Raw genomic sequence first — 3570 nt, 5'->3', positions numbered from 1 at the left:
CCCTCCGCCCCCCCGCCACGGCGGCACGCCCCCGGCCACGCCCCCGCAAGGGGCGCCCGCACTTGCTTGCTCGCGGTGGCGCTGGTCGTGGTCGGCGTACTGATGGTCGGGCCGCTCTACTGGCTGCTCAGCTCGTCGCTGAAGACCGCCGGGGACATCCGCTCGTTCCCGCCGGTCTGGTGGCCACACAAGCTGGAATGGGGGAACTACCGGGAGGCGTGGCAGTCCGCGCCGTTCGGCAACTTCTTCGTCAACTCGCTGATCACCACGTTCATCGGGACGACGCTGGAGGTGCTCAACGCCATCCTCACCGCGTACGCCTTCGTCTTCATCCGGTTCCCGGCCAAGCGCTTCCTCTTCGCGCTGCTGCTCGCCGCGCTGATGGTGCCCGGCCACGTGACCCTGCTGCCCAGCTACCTGATCGTCTCCGAACTCGGCTGGGTCAACACCTACCAGGGGCTCATCATCCCGGGCGCGGCATCCGCCTTCGGCGCGTTCCTGCTGCGCCAGCAGATGCTCACGCTGCCCGACGAACTGATCGACGCGGCCAAGGTCGACGGCGCCGGTCATCTGCGCCGACTGTTCAAGGTCGTCCTGCCGGTGTCCCGACCGATGGTCATCACCGTGACGGTCGTGTCCCTGGTGAGCAAGTGGAACGACTTCATCTGGCCGCTCGTGGTGACCAACACCGACAGCATGCGCACCCTGCCGATCGGCCTCGTGATGATCAAAAGCTCCGAGGGCTACGTGAACTGGGGCGCCGTCATGGGGGCCACGGTCTTCGTCGTGCTGCCCGTGCTCATCGTCTTCTTCATCGCTCAGCGCTACATCGTCGCCGGCCTCACGCAGGGCGCGGTGAAGGGCTGACCACCCCCACCACCACCGAAAGGACCCCCATGAACAGCATGATGAGCCGCCGACGGCTGCTCGGACTCGCCGGTGGCGCGGCGCTCGCGCTCAGCCCCCTCGGTTGCGGCGGTGGCGGCACCGGCGGCGCGAGCCTCGCCCAGCCCGAGGGCAAGGTCCCCGACCAGTACGGCAAGCGGCAGCGGGTGGTCATCTGGATGCCGTACGGCAACGCCACCGGAGAGGCCTTCACCAAGCTGGTGACGAAGTTCAACGAGTCACAGCAGGACGTCTACCTCGAGTCGCAGTTCCAGGGGACCTACGACGAGCTGGCCCAGAAGCTCGCCGCCGGACTCCAGGCCCGCAAGGTGCCGGACCTCGCCATCTTCTCCGAGGTGACCTGGCGCCGGTTCTTCATCAACGACACCCTCGCCCCGCTGAACAAGCTCTTCGGCAACGGGCTGGCGACCACCGACTACGTCGACTCGCTGATCGCCGAGGGCACCGTGAAGAACGACGTGTGGTGGGTGCCCTTCGGGCGCAGCACCCCGCTCTTCTACTACAACAAGACGATGTTCCAGCAGGCCGGGCTGCCGGACCGCGGACCGCGGACCTGGGACGAGCTGCGCTCGTGGGCGCCGGCCCTGCAGCGGGTCAAGGCCAACGGACGCGCGCCGAAGCTGCACGCGTACCCCGAGGTCGACGGCGACTGGATGTTCCAGGGCGCGGTCTGGCAGTTCGGCGGCAACTACTCCAAGGGCCTGGACGTCACCATCGACTCCGGCGGAGCGGTGGAGGCCGGCGAGTGGCAGCGCCGCCTCATCCACCAGGACAAGCAGGCATACATGGCCAAGAGCCCCAAGGTCGACTTCGCCAACGGGCTGATCGCGACGCTGCAGGAGTCCACCGGTGCGCTCGGCGGGCTGCTCAAGGAGGCCAAGTTCGACATCGGCGCCGCCTTCCTGCCCGAGCAGGTGCAGTTCGGCTGCCCGACCGGCGGCGGCGGTATCTCGATCCTGGCCGGCATCCCCGAGGAACGGCAGAAGGCGGCGTTCGAGTTCGTCAAGTTCGCCGCGAAGCCGGAGAACGCCGCGCAGTGGTCCATCGACACCGGTTACCTGCCGGCCACCAAGGCGGCCCAGGAGACCCCGCAGATGCAGCAGCGGTTCACCGAGCGCCCGGCCTTCAAGGTCGCCGTCGAGCAGTTGCCCAAGACCCAGGCGCAGGACACCGTGCGGCTGATGGTGCCGAACGCCAACAAGGCCATCTACGGCGGCCTGCAGAAGATCTACGCGGACAACCAGCCCGCCCAGCAGGTCTTCGCCGCCGTGGCGGACGAGCTGCGCAAGAACGCCGACAGTGTGCGGGAAGCGGTCGAGAAGCACATGTGATCGAGGGACGGGCGGTGGACCGCCGCTGGCGTCCGTCCACCGCCCGTACGGCCCGGCGCCCGTCCCGCGCGGACGCGATCGAGCAGGGGAGAAAGTAGTGTTCGTCGGCCCTCGTCCCGCCGCGGCCCACTGGGTGGGCACCTGGGCGACCGCCGTGGCGATGCCGTCCGCCGGCCCGGCCCTGGCCGGGTACACCGACGTCACGCTGCGCCAACGCGTCCGCGTCTCGATCGGTGGCGACACGGTGCGACTGCGCCTGAGCAACGGCTACGGCAGGGACCCACTGGTGGTCCGCACCACCACGCTCGCCCGTCCCGGTGCCCGCCCCGGCGACGTCGACCCGGCGACGCTGAAGCCGGTCACCTTCTGCGGCTCGCCCGACGTCCGGATACCACCCGGCGCCGAGGTCGTCTCCGACCCGGTCCGGTTCGCCGTGCCCACCGGCGGCGCCCTGATCGTCAGCAGCCACCTGCCCGGTCCGACCGGCCCGCTGACCTACCACGAGAGCGCGCATTCGACCGGCTGGCTGGCGGACGGCGCGCTCACCGACGTCGCCAGCGGCGCCGTCTTCTCCCGGCGTACGACCTCCTACTGGATCCTGGCCGGGGTGGACGTCCGGACCGAGGTGGACGGGGCGGTGGTCTGCTTCGGCGACTCCATCACCGACGGCACCGGCTCCACCCCCGACGCCGACCGCCGCTGGCCCGACCGGCTCGCCGCCCGGATGCTGGCCGGCCCGCCCGAGGAACGGTTCGGGGTGCTCAACGCCGGCATCGGCGGAAACCGGCTGCTGCTCGACGCCGGCAGCCCGGGACAGGGCGTGAACGCGCTGGCTCGTCTGGAGCGCGACGTGCTGGCCCGGACCGGGGTGCGCACCGTCGTGGTGCTCGAAGGAATCAACGACATCCAGCAGGACCCCTCGCAGTACGACCCGACGCAGCTGATCGCCGCGTACCGGCAGATCGCGCTGAGGGCCCACGACCGCGGGCTGCGGGTCGTCGGCGGCACGATCCTTCCGTTTCAGGGCTGGCACAAGTGGACGCCCGAGCGGGAGTCCGTCCGGGCCGCGGTCAACGAGTGGATCCGTGGCACGGACGAGTTCGACGGCGTCGTCGACTTCGACGCCGCGACCTGCGACCCCGGTCAGCCGCTGCGGCTCCTCCCGGCGTACGACTCGGGCGACCACCTGCACCCGAGCGACGCCGGCTACCAGGCGATGGCTGACGCGGTGGACCTGAAACTCCTCCGTCCCGCGCTCTCCTTCCCCGGATAGTCGGCCCGGTCGACGCCGGATCCGGGAGACGACGGCCGGGGCGACGGTCCACCCACAAGG

3 protein-coding genes are annotated in these 3570 nt (G+C 70.3%); all 3 read left to right on the top strand.

The window, feature by feature from the left end; translation table 11 throughout:
• Positions 1-867, top strand: an 867-nt coding sequence (locus tag FXF52_RS40725; RefSeq protein ID WP_222870956.1) for a carbohydrate ABC transporter permease, incomplete at its 5' end; no start/stop codon positions are given.
• 29 nt (positions 868-896) lie between these two features.
• Positions 897-2237 carry an ABC transporter substrate-binding protein gene (locus tag FXF52_RS40720; protein WP_148804968.1) on the top strand — a complete coding sequence of 447 codons (1341 nt, stop codon included), beginning with the start codon at positions 897-899 and terminating at the stop codon, positions 2235-2237.
• Between the two features lie 97 nt (positions 2238-2334).
• The gene (locus FXF52_RS40715; protein WP_148804967.1) at positions 2335-3510 is read left to right on the top strand and encodes an SGNH/GDSL hydrolase family protein; all 1176 of its coding nucleotides are present in this window, start codon (positions 2335-2337) and stop codon (positions 3508-3510) included.
• Positions 3511-3570 lie beyond the last annotated feature (60 nt).

The sequence above is a fragment of the Micromonospora sp. MP36 genome (assembly GCF_008119785.1).
Taxonomy (GTDB): Bacteria; Actinomycetota; Actinomycetes; order Mycobacteriales; family Micromonosporaceae; genus Micromonospora.
The sequence above is the reverse complement of the archived record's forward strand: the minus strand, read 5'-3'. Positions and strand labels throughout refer to the sequence as shown.